General features: G+C 60.8%; 13 protein-coding genes and 1 pseudogene. 10 read left to right on the top strand and 4 right to left on the bottom strand.

All coding sequences use genetic code 11. From position 1 onward, the window contains the following. Nucleotides 1–310 precede the first annotated feature (310 nt). From K5K95_RS33420 to K5K95_RS33330, 5 genes are all read left to right on the top strand, one after another. The gene (locus tag K5K95_RS33420; RefSeq protein WP_222587540.1) at nt 311–2,314 is read left to right on the top strand and encodes an aminotransferase class I/II-fold pyridoxal phosphate-dependent enzyme; all 2,004 of its coding nucleotides are present in this window, start codon (nt 311–313) and stop codon (nt 2,312–2,314) included. 27 nt (nt 2,315–2,341) lie between these two features. Then, nucleotides 2,342–3,124: a transporter substrate-binding domain-containing protein gene (locus tag K5K95_RS30570; protein ID WP_222587539.1), complete on the top strand. Its 783-nt coding sequence runs from the start codon at nt 2,342–2,344 to the stop codon at nt 3,122–3,124. Nucleotides 3,125–3,271: 147 nt separating this feature from the next. After that, nucleotides 3,272–3,985, top strand: coding sequence for an ABC transporter permease (locus tag K5K95_RS30565; RefSeq protein ID WP_222587538.1), 714 nt, complete (start codon nt 3,272–3,274; stop codon nt 3,983–3,985). A gap of 5 nt (nt 3,986–3,990) precedes the next feature. Further along, nucleotides 3,991–4,689: an ABC transporter permease gene (locus tag K5K95_RS30560; RefSeq protein ID WP_222587537.1), complete on the top strand. Its 699-nt coding sequence runs from the start codon at nt 3,991–3,993 to the stop codon at nt 4,687–4,689. After that, nucleotides 4,689–5,693 (top strand): DMT family transporter, encoded by a 1,005-nt coding sequence (locus K5K95_RS33330; RefSeq protein ID WP_261398109.1) that lies wholly within the window; start codon nt 4,689–4,691, stop codon nt 5,691–5,693. The genes K5K95_RS30560 and K5K95_RS33330 overlap by 1 nt, the downstream gene beginning before the upstream one ends. Here K5K95_RS33330 and K5K95_RS30555 read toward each other — a convergent pair. Further along, nucleotides 5,652–6,137 (bottom strand): annotated as a pseudogene (locus tag K5K95_RS30555) (TetR family transcriptional regulator C-terminal domain-containing protein); the annotation flags it as partial. The gene K5K95_RS33330 and the pseudogene K5K95_RS30555 overlap by 42 nt on opposite strands. 173 nt (nt 6,138–6,310) lie before the next feature. On the opposite strand from K5K95_RS30555, the gene K5K95_RS30550 reads away from it, so the two are divergent. Beyond that, nucleotides 6,311–7,327: a succinylglutamate desuccinylase/aspartoacylase family protein gene (locus tag K5K95_RS30550; protein ID WP_222587535.1), complete on the top strand. Its 1,017-nt coding sequence runs from the start codon at nt 6,311–6,313 to the stop codon at nt 7,325–7,327. Between the two features lie 73 nt (nt 7,328–7,400). Here K5K95_RS30550 and K5K95_RS30545 read toward each other — a convergent pair whose 3' ends face one another. Beyond that, the gene (locus tag K5K95_RS30545; RefSeq protein ID WP_222587534.1) at nt 7,401–7,562 is read right to left on the bottom strand and encodes a hypothetical protein; all 162 of its coding nucleotides are present in this window, start codon (nt 7,560–7,562) and stop codon (nt 7,401–7,403) included. Between the two features lie 78 nt (nt 7,563–7,640). Next, nucleotides 7,641–8,588 carry a Dyp-type peroxidase gene (locus K5K95_RS30540; protein ID WP_222590481.1) on the bottom strand — a complete coding sequence of 316 codons (948 nt, stop codon included), beginning with the start codon at nt 8,586–8,588 and terminating at the stop codon, nt 7,641–7,643. Nucleotides 8,589–8,745: 157 nt separating this feature from the next. Here K5K95_RS30540 and K5K95_RS30535 point away from each other — a divergent pair, with 157 nt between their 5' ends. The 3 genes from K5K95_RS30535 to K5K95_RS30525 all read left to right on the top strand — a co-directional run bounded on the left by K5K95_RS30535 (nt 8,746) and on the right by K5K95_RS30525 (nt 12,127). After that, nucleotides 8,746–9,126 carry a RidA family protein gene (locus tag K5K95_RS30535; RefSeq protein WP_222587533.1) on the top strand — a complete coding sequence of 127 codons (381 nt, stop codon included), beginning with the start codon at nt 8,746–8,748 and terminating at the stop codon, nt 9,124–9,126. A 184-nt stretch (nt 9,127–9,310) separates the two neighbouring features. Beyond that, nucleotides 9,311–10,660 (top strand): gluconate:H+ symporter, encoded by a 1,350-nt coding sequence (locus K5K95_RS30530; protein ID WP_222587532.1) that lies wholly within the window; start codon nt 9,311–9,313, stop codon nt 10,658–10,660. Nucleotides 10,661–10,801: 141 nt separating this feature from the next. Then, nucleotides 10,802–12,127, top strand: coding sequence for an OprD family porin (locus K5K95_RS30525; RefSeq protein ID WP_222587531.1), 1,326 nt, complete (start codon nt 10,802–10,804; stop codon nt 12,125–12,127). 465 nt (nt 12,128–12,592) lie between these two features. Here K5K95_RS30525 and K5K95_RS30520 read toward each other — a convergent pair whose 3' ends face one another. Then, nucleotides 12,593–12,850, bottom strand: a complete 258-nt coding sequence (locus tag K5K95_RS30520) for a DUF6555 family protein (protein ID WP_222587530.1) — start codon at nt 12,848–12,850, stop codon at nt 12,593–12,595. A gap of 212 nt (nt 12,851–13,062) precedes the next feature. Between K5K95_RS30520 and K5K95_RS30515 the strand changes: the two genes are divergently transcribed. After that, the gene (locus tag K5K95_RS30515; RefSeq protein WP_222590480.1) at nt 13,063–14,229 is read left to right on the top strand and encodes a carboxylate-amine ligase; all 1,167 of its coding nucleotides are present in this window, start codon (nt 13,063–13,065) and stop codon (nt 14,227–14,229) included. The last annotated feature ends 30 nt before the right edge of the window (nt 14,230–14,259 follow it).

The raw sequence follows: 14,259 nt of genomic DNA, 5'->3' as shown, positions 1-14,259 counted from the left end.
GCATATAGCTAGCAATCAAGTTTCGACAAGTATTCGTCGATGCGGTCGGCTTGGCTCGCTGCATCGGTATTGGAGATCTGTGCGCCGTATCCGGAATAGAAGAGCACTAGTCGATCACCTGACTGTGCGTCGTCCAAGGCGATCAAGCGCTGAAAAACGCCGCGACTGTCGTAAAAACGACCTGTTTACACCGAACGCGAAGCACCACGACTTTTCTGTTGAACGACTGTTCAGCTTCGACTATGTTGATGACCACCTCCCCGGCTGGTTGCGCGGGCTTGCGTTTCTTCTATTCGAACGAGGCACTGGCATGCGGTTTTCACCCTTTGTTGAGCGGATTTCAGGCGACGGTGTGGCCGCCTGGGATATTCACAATGCAGCCTTCGAAGCCCAGCGCCGGGGCGAGGATGTGATCATTCTCAGTGTCGGCGACCCGGATTTCCCCACCCCCGATTTCATCACCGATGCCGCGATTCATGCGCTGCGTGAGGGCGACACCCACTACACCGAAATTGCCGGTCGGCTGGCCTTGCGCGAAGCCATCGCGGCTCGCTACAGCCAACTGTTCGACCGTGAGCTGCAAGCGTCAAACGTGATCATTGCGGCCGGGGCGCAGAACGCGCTGTTCATCACCTCGATGTGCCTGCTCAATACCGGCGATGAAGTGATTGCCCTGGACCCGATGTACGTGACCTACGAGGCCACGCTCAAGGCGTCGGGCGCCACGCTGGTTCGTGTGCCGTGTTCGGCGGACGAAGGTTTCAGGCTCGATGCCGCTGTGCTGGCCAAGGCCATCACCCCGCGGACCCGGGCGATTTTCTTCTCCAACCCGAACAACCCCACCGGCGTGGTGCTCAACCGCGAAGAGCTGCAAGCCATCGCCGAACTCGCCATCGAGCATGACCTGTGGGTGGTGGTGGACGAGGTTTATGAGAGCCTCGCCTTCGAGCGTGAACACCTGAGCCTGGCGGCGTTGCCGGGCATGGCCGAGCGCTGCGTGGTGATCGGCAGTCTGTCCAAATCCCACGCGATGACTGGCTGGCGTACCGGCTGGATCGTCGCCGATCCAAGCCTGGTCGCGCACGCCGAAACCCTGGTGCTGAGCATGCTTTACGGCTTGCCGGGGTTCGTCATGGAAGCCGCGCTCAAAGCGGTGCAGGCCCATGCAGACGTGACCCATGGCATGCGCGAAATCTATCGCCGTCGCCGCGATCTGGTGGTGACCAGCCTGTCGGATTGCCCGGGCATTTCGGTGCTCAACCCCGACGCCGGCATGTTCGTGCTGGTGGACGTGCGCGCCACCGGGCTGACCTCCCTGGAATTTGCCTGGCGCCTGTTGCGCGAAGCACACGTCTCGGTGCTGGACGCTGCCGCGTTTGGCGAACCGGCGCAAGGTTTCGTGCGGCTCTCGTTCACCCTTGGTGAAGAGCGCCTGGCCCAGGCCTGCCAGCGTATCCGCGATTTTGTCCTGGTGTTGCAAGGCGAAGCGCCAAGGCCGGTGATCAGCCGTGTCACTTGCCAGGCGCCGGTTGAACCGGTCGCCGCCAAGACCATGATCGAAGTCGACGGCCTGCATAAACGCTTCGGCAATATCGAGGTGCTCAAAGGCGTTTCCCTGACCGCCCGCGAAGGCGATGTGATTTCGTTGATTGGTGCCAGCGGCTCGGGCAAAAGCACCTTGCTGCGCTGCATCAACATGCTCGAAGTGCCGGACCAGGGACGCATTCTGGTGGACGGCGAGAGCATCCACCTGAACTTCGACCGTCCTGGCGCGCCGCTGGTATCCGACGCCAAGCAACTGGTCCGGATTCGTTCGAGCCTGGGCATGGTGTTCCAGAATTTCAATCTCTGGCCCCATCGCACGGTGCTGGAAAACCTCATCGAAGCGCCGACCCAGGTCCTGCGTGAAAGCCGTGCGGAGGCCACTGAACGGGCCGAAGCCTTGCTTGAACGCGTCGGACTTGCGGCCAAGCGCAACGAGTACCCGGCGTTTCTCTCCGGGGGACAGCAACAACGGGTGGCTATCGCCCGGGCCTTGGCCATGCGGCCCAAGGTCATGCTGTTCGATGAACCCACCTCGGCACTCGACCCGGAACTGGTCGGCGAAGTGCTGCGGGTGATCCGCTCCCTCGCGGAAGAAGGCCGGACCATGATCCTGGTGACCCATGAAATGGCTTTCGCCCGCGATGTCTCTTCCAAAGTCGCCTACTTGCACCAAGGCCTGATCGAGGAAACCGGTTCGCCGGATGAAGTGTTCGTACACCCACGCAGCGAGCGTTGCCGACAATTCGTCAACGCTCATCAGACTCGCTAATACATCATAAAAAGACGGGGAAAAATCATGGGAAATCGACGTTTGGCAAACTGGTTCACGGGCGTGGCCTGCGTATTGCTGGCCGGGATGAGCGCGGCCCAGGCCCAGCCGATCAGGTTCGCGGTCGCGGCCGAACCTTATCCGCCGTACACCGAGAAGCAGGCCAACGGGGAATGGAAAGGCTTTGAAGTCGACCTGATCCACAAGCTGTGCAGCGAAATGAAAGCCGAATGCGAGATCAAGGAAGTGGCGTGGGACGGCATCATTCCCTCGCTGCTGTCGAAGAAGATCGACGTGATTTTTTCCTCGATGTCGGTGACCGAAGAACGGGAAAAACAGATTGCGTTCAGCAAGGCCTATTACGATTCGGTGGTCGCGCTTGTCGGGCCGAAGGGCACGTCGGTGAAAAAATACCCGGATGACCTCAAGGGCAAAACCATCGGCGTGCAGAACTCGACGGTGAGCGCCAGCTTCCTCAAGACCTACTACGAAAAGATTGCCGACGTTAAGTATTACGACACCCAGGATTCGGCCAACGCCGACCTGATTGCCGGCCGGATCGACTTGATGATGGCTGACGGCACGGCCATGGCGGCCTTCGTGCAGACACCGGATGCCAAGGACCTGGCATACCTCGGCGCGGTTCCGTACGACCCGATCTTCGGCAAGGGTGTGGGCGCCGGTCTGCGCAAGGACGACACCGAACTCAAGGCCAAACTCGACACGGCGATCGCCTCGTTGCTGGCCAGCAAGGATTATGACGACCTGTCGCAGCACTACTTCGGCACCAGCGTGAAACCTGCGTTCTGACCTGAACACAGAACCTGTGGGAGCGGGCTTGCTCGCGAAGGCGGTGGGTCAGGCGACATCATTGCTGAATGTCAGGCCGCCTTCGCGAGCAAGCCCGCTCCCACAGGGGATTGCGTCAGGCAGTGATTGCGTTAACTGGAGGCGGAAATGCCGGCAATGTTCGATTTGATCAATTTCAGCGAACAAGGATGGGGCGGTGCGCTGTTGAAGGGGCTCTGGATGACCCTGCAGATATCGGCCGGGGCCTTCGTGGTCGGGCTGTTCATCGGGTTGGTGGTGGCCTGTCTGAAACTGGGCGCACCCAAACCGATCGCCGCACTGATGCGCAGCTACACCACGTTGTTCCGTGCCGTTCCCGAGTTGCTGCTGATCCTGCTGCTGTACTACGTCGGCTCCATGCTCCTCAATTCGTTGATGGCGCAGCTGGGTTACGGCGCGGTGAACGTCAGCGGTCCGCTGGCGGCTATCGTCGTGCTGGGACTGGTGCAAGGCGCCTACGCGTCGGAGATTTTTCGCGCGGCGATCCAGGCGATTCCCTTCGGCCAGATCGAAGCGGCGAAGGCGTTCGGCCTGAGCGGTTTTGGCCTGTTCCGCCGTGTCACGCTGCCGATCATGGCGCCGTATGCGATGGCCGGAATGGCCAACCTGTGGATCAACCTGATCAAGGACAGCGCCTTGATCAGCGTGGTCGGCACCAACGAGCTGCTGTACACCGCCAAGCAAGGCGCGGGTTCCACGCGTCACTATCTGTTGTTCTACCTCACGGCCGCGGCGATGTATTACGCGGTGACGCTGGTGTCCAACTACCTGTCGGGACGGCTTGAGCGACGGATTCGTCGCTGGATGCCTTTGGCTGAGTGAATGAAATGATTCCAGCGTGGATAGTTGAATACGCGGCGCTGTTGGGCCGAGGGTTGCAAACGACCATTACCATCCTGTTGATTTCCAGTGCCTTGGGGTTTGTCCTGGCGGTGCTGGTGGCGTTGGCGCGGATCTCGAAGAACACAGTGATCGCCAAGGTCAGTCTGTTCTACACCAGCGTGACGCGTGGCACGCCGTTGCTGATCCAGATCTACATCTTCTACTACGGGCTCGGCAGCCTGTTTGCGCAGTTCCCGCTGATACGCGGCAGTTTTCTCTGGCCTTACTTGCGTGACGGTTACTGGTACATCGTGTTCGCCCTGGTGTTGTCGGTGGGCGCGTATGTGGGCGAGGTTATTCGTGGCGGCCTGTTAGCGGTGCCAAAGGGCGAGATGGAAGCCGCCTCGGCGTTTGGCATGACCCCGCGCCAGTCGCTGCTGCGGGTGCGCTTGCCCCGGGCCTTGCGTTTGCTGTTGCCGACCCTGGCCGGGGAGACCGTGATGTTGCTCAAGTCCACGGCACTGGCGTCGACCATTGCGATTGTCGACCTGCTGGGCGCGGCCAACGTGGTGCGGGCGCAAACCCTTCAGGTCTATGAGCCGCTGCTGCTGGTGGCCGGGGTGTATGTCTGCCTGACGTTCCTGATCGAGGCACTGTTTGCCTTTGCCGAACGGCGCGGGACGCCCGTGCGCAGGTCGGTGTAATGAGTGCGTCAGGAGTGGTCGACCGCTCGTTGCAGGGCATTGGCCTGTGCACCTTGGGTTACGCGTTCCTGGCGTTGCAGGATGCCGTGATCAAGTGGCTGGTGGCCGACTATTCGGTGGTCACCATTTTGTTCTGGCGCGGCCTGGTGGTGGTCCTCGCCTGTCTGTTGACCGGGCGCCTGCGCCTGGTTCAGCGAGCCTGGCGCTCGCCGAGTCGACGCTTGCTGGTGGTGCGCGGCTTGCTGTCGATTGTCGCCTGGCTGCTCTATTACACGGCTGCTCGGGACCTGTCGCTGGCGGAAATGACCACCCTGTATTTTTCCGCGCCGATCATGGTCACGGTGCTGGCAGCGGTGATACTCAAGGAGCGTGCGAGCGGCTGGCAATGGTTTTCCCTGATCATCGGATTTGTCGGGGTGGTCATCGCCTGTCGCCCGAGCAACATCACCGATCCCTTGCCGATCGTACTGACGCTGCTAGCGGCAGTGTGCTGGGCATTCACCTACATTCAGTTACGCCAGGTGGACGAGCAGACATCCGTGCTGGAGCAGATGCTGATCACCAACGTGGTGTTTGTGCTGTGCATGGCCGTCGCGCTGCCCTGGACCCACACCCCGGCGCCGACCCCGGCCTGGCTGGGGATGATCGGTGCCGGGCTGGTGGGCGGCATCGGTCAATTCCTGTTGTTCGCCAGTTTCCGGCGAGCCACCGCGACCTTGCTCGCACCGTTCGAATACACCGGGCTGATCTGGGCGTTCCTGTTGTCGAGCCTGATCTGGGGCACGCTGATGGACGTGTCGCTGATGATCGGTGCCGGGCTGATCGCGGTCAGCGGCACCCTGGCGATGATCTTCGGACGCCATGCCTCACAAGACGTCGTCGGTGCTGAATGCTCCGTGTCGCAACCCCTTTATCCAGCAACGGCAGATGTGCAGGCCGTTGGCGGGGCTGAAGGTTTCGGGGTTCAGGCACCACTCGATCCAGAGTCCGTCGAGCATCGCTGACAGACCGATGGCCGCCAGGCGGGTGTCGTGGATCACAAAACCTTCGCTGGCCGCCATGTCATCCAGCAGTTGGCGGAGCAGGTCGAGGTAGGCGCGGTAGCTTTTTTCGTGGGACTGGCTGACGTGTTCGGAGTGACGAATCAGGCTCCAGAACACCACCCAGACACCCAGCAGTTGCGGGTCCATGACCCGCGGAGAAAAAGACCCGGTGAGAAACGCGTCCATCTTTTCGGCCGGGGTGCCGGCCTGCTGGATTTCCTGGAGCAGGGCGGTGGTCAGCTCGCTGGCGATCTTCTGGTAGGTGTCGGCGATCAAGGCATCGATGCTGCCGAAATGATGGTTGAGCAGACCCACGGACACCCCGGCCTCGGTGGCGATGCGGCGCACGGAAATCCCGGCGTGCCCGTCACGGGCCAGGCAGCGCAAGGTGGCGGCCACCAGCATTTCGCGGCGTTCGTCGGGCTCGGCGCGGCGGTTTTTCGGCGAAGGGGTTGTCACAAGGAGTTCCTTGGATGCGGTGCCAGGTTGGCGAGCTTAGTTGAACGTGCGTTCAATCTCCAGTTCCGGCCGTGGCGATGCATCGGTTTTTAACGGTTCATGACGGGGAGGGTGGGCCAATGGCGCAGGATATTTCGTTCAGTGTGCGCAACAACAACGGTGACGCGATGCCGGTCGGCGTCTGGCGTTTCGAGGGCGATGGCAGCGGGCCGAACGTGCATTTGCAGGCCGGGGTGCACGCCGATGAAATTGCCGGGATGCTGGTGCTGCACGTGTTGATGCAGCGCCTGGAGGTGGCCGAGGCCGAAGGCCGGCTCAAGGGCCAGGTGACGGTGGTGCCGCAGGCCAATCCACTGGGCATCGGGCAGTTTCGCCAGGGGCGGATCCTGGGGCGTTTTCACGACGCCACCGGGCATAACTTCAACCGCGCATTCGATCAGTCGGCCGCGCTGCAGCGGCCGTCGACCAACGTCCAGGAATGGCAAAAAAAACTGGTGCAACTGGCGTCCTCGGCAGATCTGATGCTCGACCTGCACACCGATGACGAAGCGCTGCCGTACCTCTACGTACACCGCAGTTTCTGGCCCCGTGGCCGGCAACTGGCGGCGGCGCTGAAGATGGACGTGGCGATCATCTGGGACGAGGGCGGCGATGGCTCCTTCGAAGAAACCATTATTGCGCCGTGGCTGCGCGATGGCGTCACCGACGGGCGCATGGCTGCGACCCTGGAATTGCGTGGGCAGGGCGATGTCAGCGATCGCTTTGCCGAGCAGGATGCCCAGGGTTTGTACGTTTGGCTGTGCAGTTGCGGGGTCATCGACGAAGCGCTTGCGCCAGGCGACTGGCCCGTCGAGGCGATGGAAATGGGCCACATGGAAACCATCCTCGCGCCGCAGCCCGGGGTATTGATCTTTGAAAAGGAACTGGGGGATTTCGTCGAAGAAGGCCAGCGGTTTGCGCGGATTCTGCGCCGCCCCGGCGATCCGTCTTCCGAAGTGGTGCTGGTGGCCGAGCAGGCCGGACGCATGGTGACGCGCTATCGGGATCGGCTGGTGTCCCAAGGCATGGTGGTGGCGAAATTCACCGGCAGCCGGATGTCGCGCCACTGGAGCGGCGGGTTGCTGGACCCGAACTAGGCAACACGGCCACCTCCGCTGAACGTGCATGACTCTCTAAAGCAGTCAGCGGAGGCGGCCATCAGGCGTATTGCTAGTTCCCGTCGGCGACTTTGCGCTCTATCTCCGCTACTTTTCGGCGCAGCTCCTCGGCTTCCTGCTCCTGGTTATGAGTGGAAGCAGGGTTATTGGCCTCTTTGGCTTCTTTGTCCTTCAGCGCCTTTTCAACGTCATCGATACTGTCATCGTTGTTCATCTTGCCTACCTCCGTTGACCTACACGTTGGACGCAACGGCATGGCGCGAGTTCGAGATTTGTTTACCGACGGTCGCCCTTAAAGCTCACGGTCCGCCAGCGCTTCCAGCAGGTCGGCTGAAGGCACGAAAAACAGGCCTCCCGTCACTGCCGTGCTGAAATCAAGCAAGCGGTCATAATTGCCTGGCGGCCTGCCGACGAACATGTTTTCGAGCATCAGCTCCAGAGGGGCGGGCGAGCGCGCATAGCCGATGAAGTAGGTGCCGAATTCGCCCGCGCCCGGCCGGCCGAATGGCATGTTGTCGCGCAGGATTTTCACTTCTTGCCCGTCCTCGGTGATCGTGGTCAGGGCGCTGTGGGAGTTGGTCGGTTTGACCGTGTCATCGAGTTCGATGTCGGACAGCTTGGTACGGCCGATAATCCGCTCCTGCGCTTCGACCGTCAGGGTGTTCCAGGCCGTCATGTTGTGCAGGTATTTCTGCACCAGCACATAGCTGCCACCGCTGAACGACGGATCTTCACTGCCCACTATCGTGAAGTCGACCGCCTTGCGCCCGACCGGGTTTTCGGTGCCGTCGACAAAGCCGATGATGCTGCGCATGTCGAAATAGCGAAAACCCTGCACTTCATCGACGACCGAAATCGCATCACCCAAGGCGGCGATTATTTGCGTGGCCAATTCGAAACACAGGTCCATCTGTTCGGCACGGATGTGCAGCAAGAGGTCGCCGGGGGTTGCCAGTGCGCGACGTCCCGCCGGACCGAACTCGCGAAACGGGTGCAGCGCGGCCGGGCGCGGGTTGCCGAACAAGGTGTCCCACGCGGTCGCGCCAAAGCCGCAGATACACGAAAGATTGCCTGCGGGAACACGTTTGCCCACCGAGCGCACCAGGCCCGCGACGTCGCCACACCAGGCCCGCACGCGATTGGCCGCGTCACTGCCCGGCGCTATGGTCGCCACGATGAAAATCGCACTGCGGGTGATGGGGCTATCGACCGATTGCGGTTCCGGCGTCGGGTTGTCCATAGGCGTCAGCGTTGTCATAGAGCGTTTCCAATTCAGCAGGACGAGGTTGGAAAACAGTAGCAGAGAATGGCGTCGAGGCAGCCACGGCGTATGGACTGTAAACTGTCCGCGCAAAAGGCGTTGAGCTCCCCTTTACCCCCCCAAGCAAGAGATCCCCATGGCAAACCAAGACATCACGTTCACCCCCGATCCCGATGCGGATTCCATCTCTTCCGACGTTGCCGGTTTCGGTGGCCTGTTGGTCTCCACGCAGATCCCGACCCACGCCGATGGCAGCCTGGAGCTGGGCGACATCACCTTGCAGAGCGAATGCACGCTGCAGGCGCTGAAAGTTGCGCTGGAGCGCGCCGGCAGTTCGATGGACCGGGTGTTGCACCTGACCATCTACCTCACCGACATGGCCGACCGCGCCGCGTTCAACGAAGTCTATAAGCGTTTCTTCGCCAAGCCGTGGCCGGTTCGGGCGGCGGTGGGCGTGGCCGCTCTGGCCGTTGAAGGCATGCGCGTCGAAGTCACCGCGATGGCCGCCAAAGCCTGACGTTTGGGGTCAGGCGCGATGAAAATCCGCCTGACCCAATTTCAAAAACACCGACGGCTCATGCCTCTGCACGACAAGCCTTATCCCTGCACGAAAATTAGTTTCGCCTCGTTTGAAAATCACGCCTCGAAATGTTTTATGAGTTTCACAACCCATTCGACGTGACCCTTTCGAGGAGTACCGCATGACCCTGTCCTTCGGCTATTGGCTGCTGGTGTATGCCGCCATCGCCATCATTGCGCTGATCGTTCTGATCGCCCGTTACCGACTCAATCCATTCATCGTCATCACCCTGGTGTCCATCGGCCTGGCCTTGCTGGCCGGGATGCCGGCGTCTGGCGTGGTCGGCGCTTATGAGGCGGGCGTCGGCAAGACCCTGGGGCACATCGCGCTGGTGGTAGCGCTGGGCACCATGCTCGGCAAGATGATGGCCGAGTCCGGCGGTGCCGAGCAGGTGGCGCGGACCCTGATCGACCGGTTCGGCGAGAAGAACGCGCACTGGGCGATGGTCTGCATCGCCTTTCTGGTCGGCCTGCCGTTGTTCTTCGAGGTCGGTTTTGTGCTGCTGGTGCCGATTGCGTTCACCGTGGCGCGGCGCGTTGGCGTGTCGATCCTGATGGTCGGTTTGCCGATGGTCGCCGGGCTGTCGGTGGTGCATGCACTGGTGCCGCCGCACCCGGCGGCGATGCTGGCGGTGCAGGTGTATCAGGCGTCGGTGGGGCAGACGTTGATGTATGCGATTTTGATCGGCATTCCGACCGCGATCATCGCCGGGCCGCTGTATGCCAAGTTCATCGTGCCGCGCATTCAACTGCCGGCGGAAAACCCGCTGGAGCGCCAGTTCCTCGACCGCGAACCGCGTGACCGCCTGCCGGGCTTCGGCATCACCATGGCGACCATTTTGTTGCCGGTGGTGCTGATGCTGATCGGCGGCTGGGCCAACCTGATCTCCACGCCGGGCAGTGGTTTCAACCAGTTCCTGCTGTTCATCGGCAACTCGGTGATCGCCCTGTTGCTGGCGACCTTGCTGAGCTTCTGGACCTTGGGCATCGCCCAGGGCTTCAACCGCGAGTCGATCCTCAAATTCACCAACGAATGCCTGGCGCCTACCGCCAGCATCACCTTGCTGGTCGGCGCCGGCGGCGGCTTGAACCGGATTCTGGTGGACGCCGGGGTCACCGACCAGATCGTCAGCCTGGCCCATGAATTTCACCTGTCGCCGCTGATCATGGGCTGGCTGTTCGCCGCGCTGATGCGCATCGCCACCGGTTCGGCCACGGTCGCGATGACTACCGCCTCGGGGATTGTTGCGCCGGTGGCCATTGGTCTGGGTTATCCGCACCCGGAACTGTTGGTGCTGGCGACAGGCGCGGGGTCGGTTATCTTTTCCCACGTCAACGACGGCGGTTTCTGGTTGATCAAGGAATACTTCAACATGACCGTTGCCCAGACCTTCAAGACCTGGACCGTGCTCGAAACCATCATTTCGCTGGTGGCGTTCGCGCTGACCGTAGGTCTTTCCTACCTGATTTAACCCGAACACTCCGATCGCTTTCCTCAAGGCTCATGGTCACCCATCGAGCGCGTCATTGTGCGCGCCGGCGGTGGGTGCTACTGGCGGATGGCGCTCGTTCAACAAGAAAAAAATCATAAAAAAATCACCCTGGAGCACCGTATGTTTAAGCGAGCAATCCCCACCGCACTCTTGTTGGCCACCGGTTCCCTGTGCGCCCAGGCAGCCGACTCTGCAGGCCACGGTTTTCTCGAGGACAGCAAGGCCAGCCTGTCGATGCGCACCTTGTATTTCAACAGCGATAACCGCGACGGCGCCGCCGCCCCCTCGAAAACGGAGGAGGCCGCGCAGGGGTTTGTGCTGCGTTACGAGTCAGGGTTTACCCAAGGCACCGTCGGGTTCGGGGTCGATGCGCAGGCGTTGCTCGGGATTACGCTGGACAGCGGCACTGGGCGTCACAACGGCAGCGGCATGATCCCCACTGATGGCGACGGCGCGGTGGACGCCTGGAGCAGCTTCGGCCCGACCGCGAAGATGCGTATTTCCAAGACCGAGTTTCGCTACGGCACACTGCTGCCAAAACTGCCGATCCTGATCTCCAACGATGCGCGTGTCTTGCCGCAGTCGTTCACCGGTGCCCAAGTCACGTCGACCGATATCGATGGCCTGATGCTGACCAGCGGCGTGCTCGAACACGCGGTCGGCCGTGCCTCGACTGATCGCACAGGGCTGTCGGTGGCCGGCAGCACCCAGGACAGCAACAAGTTCTACTTCGCGGGCGGCGACTACAACATCACCAAGGATCTGAAGGCGCAGTATTACTTTGCGCAGCTGGAAGACTTCTACAACCAGAACTTCTTTGGCTTGACGCACATCCTGCCCATCGATGGCAAAAGCTCCTTCACCACCGACCTGCGCTACTTCCATACCACGTCGACCGGTGCCAACAGCACCGCGGCAGGTCGCGCACAAGGTTATCGCGTGTCGGGTTACACCGAAGACAACAACGGTGAAATCGATAACAACACTTGGGTGGCGATGATCACTTATGCCAACAGTGGTCACGCGGTGTCACTGGGGCATCAGCGGGTGGGTGACGGCAGCAACTTTGTTCAGCCCAACCAGGGCAGCCTGGTGGATAAAGGGGCGGGCGGCGGTAGTGTCTATCTGCCGACGGACCGGATGATTCAGAACTTTGCCCGTGCTGGCGAGCAGACCAATTTCGGTCAGTACAGTTATGACTTTGCGCCGCTGGGGGTGCCGGGTTTGAAGGCGACCATTGCTTATCTGAAGGGCACGGATATCAAGGCGCGCAATGCCAGTGATCAGTCGGAATGGGAGCGGGATATGACTCTCGATTATGTGTTGCAATCGGGTGCGCTCAAGGGGGTTGGTTTCAGTGTGCGCAATGGTAAGTCGAATACTGATGCTGGGCGGAATGTTGAGCAGAACCGCTTTATCATCAATTACACGCTTTCGTTGTTGTAAGCGTGGTGGGCGGCGGTTTGGGGGCATATCCGTTTTTTCGGTAATGGCTGGTATTGGTTCCGCCCTGACGGCGGGTTACTTGGAAGAGCGCCAAGTAACCAAGCGCTTTCGCCCCTGACGTACGGTGCCTCGCTGTGGCTCGGCATTCCCTCACTCCAGTCCTGCTCCGTGGGCCCGCCGCCATCGGCCATCCATGGCCGGGGGCGGCTAACCCGGCATCCATGCCGGGTTGCCCACTGCGCAGAACCTGCGTTCGGCCTTCCGATGGGGCATGTCAAGATCAAAAGCCAGATCAACAGCCAGATCAAGTGCTGAAGCGTGCTTGGCGCTGACGCGAATCTGTGCTGATACGCGAACCTGTGGGAGCGAGCTTGCTCGCGATGGCGGCAGTACATTCAACATCATCGGCGACTGGTCCGGCCCCATCGCGAGCAAGCTCGCTCCCACTTTAGGCTCAGCATTTGCTCAAGGCGCTGAAGCCTCTGTCCAGTCCAGCGTTGCCGATGCGCGCCATTTCACGTCGGTGAGGCCGTACCGTTCAGCTTGGGGTTTGGACACGACCTTGAGGGGTGGTTTTCCGGGTTTCGGGATGGGCGCCAATCCGGCATCACAGCTTGCCCAGTGCCATGCGTGCGCGTTGCTCATTTCTTTCGCCCGGATGATGAAAGACTTCGGCTCCCCGTGGAGCTTGTATTCGATGATGAAAAGGTCAGTGCGGTTCATGAGGCGCTCCTTATGCTCATAGACAAAGGAGTGAGTGCGTCAAAAAAAATTCAAAGTGTTTAACTGGCGTGCCCAGGCTTTTGAATTCGTTGTTTTTTTTCGCCATCGCGTCGGCCAATCGCTGGAAGCGTTTCGCGGCTGTACCTCATGTCAATCCTTGTGAACCAATGCCGTTGCCGGTTGATCCATTCAAAAACAACGCCGGGATTGCGATGAACAGCCACCTGAACTTCGGCATCGAAGAAGAATATTTCATCACCGACCTGAACACCCGGCGTATGGCCTGCAAGCCTCCCGTCGCGGCGATCCAGGCGTGTGAGGCTGCGCTGGGCAGTTGTTTTGCCTATGAGATGTTCCAGGGCCAGATCGAAGTCGCTTCGCCCATTTTTACCGGCGTTGCTCAAGCGGCGCATTACCTCGCTGCGGCCCGTCACACGTTGCGAAAAACCCTGGAGGAATACGGCCTGGGACTGCTCAGTGTCGGCAGCCACCCTTTGGCGGATTGGCGTGTGCAGCAGGCCACCGGGCAACCGCACTTTCTTCAACTGTTTGAAGACTTCCAGCGCGTGGCCAGGCGTAGCCTGTTATCTGGTCTGCACGTGCATGTCGAAGTGCCGTCGGACCTGGACCGTATTCAGGTGATGAACGAAGTCTTGCCGTGGATGCCGTTGTTGTTGGCGCTGAGCAGTTCTTCACCGTTCTGGGACGGTGCCGACAGCGGCTTCATGAGTTACCGGCAAACAGCCTGTGACGAGTGGCCGAGGATGGGCATTCCCGAGTTCTTCGAAGATCAACGTGCCTATGACGCCTACATCGGATTGCTGATTCAGACTGGCACCATCAAGCAGGCGGGCGAATGCTGGTGGTCGGTAAGACCGGCTGCGAAATATCCGACGTTGGAGATGCGCATCACGGACGCCTGTCCACGCCTGGACGATGCGTTGTGCATCGCGTCTTTCTTTCGATTGCTGGTGGCCTATGCCATTGAGCAACCGTGCCCCGGGTCGACCTATTCGTCCGTGTCGCGATGGGTTCTCAGCGAAAACCGGTGGCGGGCCAAACGGTTTGGAGCCCACGCAGCCTTCATCATCGAAGGCTATGACCGACCGTTCTCCGCCGAGCAGTGGCTGTCCATGGCGCAGCAGGTGTTGGGCGATGCGGCGCGTAATATGGGCGTGGAGAATGTGTTTGCTCAGGCGCGCCGGATCCTGCGCAGGGGCACCAGTGCGGATCGGCAGCGCAGCGTCTACGAACGCGCCTTGCACAGTGGGCAGGATGTCCAGGCGGCGCTGTCGCAGGTCGTGGATCAGTTGCTGATGGAGACGTCGCAAGCGCCGCACATTTGCAATGACGTGCAAAGCGTCGCCTGTGAGTCGTGAGTAAAGGGTGAGCCAGTTGAGCGACGGGAT

The organism is Pseudomonas sp. DR48 (assembly GCF_019823085.1).
Lineage (GTDB): Bacteria > Pseudomonadota > Gammaproteobacteria > Pseudomonadales > Pseudomonadaceae > Aquipseudomonas.
This window is presented reverse-complemented; position numbering and strand designations above follow the sequence as displayed.

Bases quoted from the DNA above. Each gene is read 5' to 3' on its own strand.
- K5K95_RS30515 (WP_222590480.1), top strand. From the start codon at position 13,063: ATGAACAGCCACCTGAACTTCGGCATCGAAGAAGAATATTTCATCACC.
- K5K95_RS30525 (WP_222587531.1), top strand. From the start codon at position 10,802: ATGTTTAAGCGAGCAATCCCCACCGCACTCTTGTTGGCCACCGGTTCC.
- K5K95_RS30545 (WP_222587534.1), bottom strand. From the start codon at position 7,562: ATGAACAACGATGACAGTATCGATGACGTTGAAAAGGCGCTGAAGGAC.
- K5K95_RS30560 (WP_222587537.1), top strand. From the start codon at position 3,991: ATGATTCCAGCGTGGATAGTTGAATACGCGGCGCTGTTGGGCCGAGGG.
- K5K95_RS30535 (WP_222587533.1), top strand. From the start codon at position 8,746: ATGGCAAACCAAGACATCACGTTCACCCCCGATCCCGATGCGGATTCC.
- K5K95_RS30550 (WP_222587535.1), top strand. From the start codon at position 6,311: ATGGCGCAGGATATTTCGTTCAGTGTGCGCAACAACAACGGTGACGCG.
- K5K95_RS30520 (WP_222587530.1), bottom strand. From the start codon at position 12,850: ATGAACCGCACTGACCTTTTCATCATCGAATACAAGCTCCACGGGGAG.
- K5K95_RS30530 (WP_222587532.1), top strand. From the start codon at position 9,311: ATGACCCTGTCCTTCGGCTATTGGCTGCTGGTGTATGCCGCCATCGCC.
- K5K95_RS33420 (WP_222587540.1), top strand. From the start codon at position 311: ATGCGGTTTTCACCCTTTGTTGAGCGGATTTCAGGCGACGGTGTGGCC.
- K5K95_RS30565 (WP_222587538.1), top strand. From the start codon at position 3,272: ATGCCGGCAATGTTCGATTTGATCAATTTCAGCGAACAAGGATGGGGC.
- K5K95_RS30570 (WP_222587539.1), top strand. From the start codon at position 2,342: ATGGGAAATCGACGTTTGGCAAACTGGTTCACGGGCGTGGCCTGCGTA.
- K5K95_RS30540 (WP_222590481.1), bottom strand. From the start codon at position 8,588: ATGGACAACCCGACGCCGGAACCGCAATCGGTCGATAGCCCCATCACC.
- K5K95_RS33330 (WP_261398109.1), top strand. From the start codon at position 4,689: ATGAGTGCGTCAGGAGTGGTCGACCGCTCGTTGCAGGGCATTGGCCTG.